Genomic DNA, 1,596 nt, shown 5'->3' with positions numbered 1-1,596 from the left:
AAAATTTCGGAGTTACAGCACAGAATCTTTCTGAAAGCCATATTAAGGAAGCTCTAAATAAAGTGGTTGTATGGGCAAAAACACAGAATATTGAACAAAAATTGCGTGAAGAAGCTGCTAATCATTCTCTTGTTGCAAAAGCTTTACTCGGCGATATTGATGCTTTAAGGAATTACAAATCTACATCTCAATTATATGTACCAGAATTTTCTGATTATAAAATGATGACGTGGAATGAACGCCTTCTTATTTTTGCACAGGCCTATAAGAATGGAGAGTTAGACGATATTCTAACGAGCAAAAAGCCCAAACAGCGCTCGATAAGCCTCACAGCAGCAATGCGCGTTCTCAAAACACAAGGGTGGTTTTCTACGGAACCTGGGAAAATGTGGTTGGTTTTGCCCGATCGCTTTATTCAATTTGATTTTGGTTTTATACATCTCCTTGATAATTACAATGTCCGTCTTGAAGCTGAAATCTCTAATGAAGAGATTTCTGTTGCTTGCAACTATATTCACTATAGTGGGGAATATAATTGGATACAACCTACGGATATCTATCAGTCTTTTAACACAATTGGAGGAGGTCTTTTTAGTGGTTTTGGTAAAGGAATTGACATTTGTGTGGGAACATTAAATGAGCAAGAGCTTATCAACATTTCTGAGCGAATGATACAATGGGCACGCGCTCAAGACTTGCAAGCATCAGTAGAAAGTAAAACACGTGTTCAAAAGTATAGCTATACACCAGATATTCCTTGGCATTTGGCTTGTTTAGCATTGACAGGCCGAATTGATATCCTGAAATCTTATCAAAATTTTTTAGAAGCAGGTACGATTTCTGAACATTTGGATGACGATGAAGTAGAAAAGTATGTTAATCATGCTGTTGAATTTGCTGAAAAACATTTGAAAATCCTTAATGAGAGAGAGGCAGCAGAAGCACATCTTAGTCCACAAATTTTGATTACTTTCAATAAAGTTGCAGAGCAATTAAAAGCCATAGGGTGGACAGTTTATCGTGATAAGAACTATGATCGTAATGCTTATTTTATAAGTAAAGACCATATCATCAATATAGTGTATAGTCTTCAAAGTGATAGAGAAGAACCGATAGTTACATTTAAGGTTTCCCTTTCAACACTTGGCTTTTCTACTGCTCATAAAGAGATTTTCTATAATATGGCTCAATATATAGCACTCAAAGAGTCAGAAGAAGTTTATACAGTTTCTAGTACTGAATTGGATAAAAGCAAGCTGAAGCAGATTTGTGCGGATATACTTGAATGGGCTGAGCAGCAAAATGTCAATCAGATCATTTATGATTATGCATCTTTTCCCCCAGACAGTGAACTTGATCTTGTAGCGCGTCATCTTATTGCGCTTATCCTGATTGGGGATGTTGAAAAGCTCAAATTTTATAAGGAGAGTTTTAGAAAGGGAAATCCTTTAGGTTTTGTGGAAGAAATTTCAAAATATAGAGTTGATAACGTCCTAACTCTTGCACGGGGTTATCGAGCAGGTTTTCCGAAAAACGCTCCGATTTTAAGCTTGGATGCGCCAACAGCATCTGTTGCCTCCAAAACTGTTGTCGTTG

Annotated in this window: 1 protein-coding gene; it reads left to right on the top strand. The window is 36.8% G+C overall.

Annotation, left to right across the window (positions count from 1 at the left end; all coding sequences use genetic code 11):
* On the top strand, positions 1-1,596 hold a 1,596-nt coding region (locus BN338_RS03295; protein ID WP_039759048.1), incomplete at both ends, for a DUF6990 domain-containing protein.

Origin of the sequence: Bartonella queenslandensis AUST/NH15 (assembly GCF_000312585.1) — a bacterium.
GTDB lineage: Bacteria > Pseudomonadota > Alphaproteobacteria > Rhizobiales > Rhizobiaceae > Bartonella > Bartonella queenslandensis_A.
Note: the sequence above shows the minus strand (reverse complement) of the source record. Positions and strands in the feature narration are given on the sequence as shown.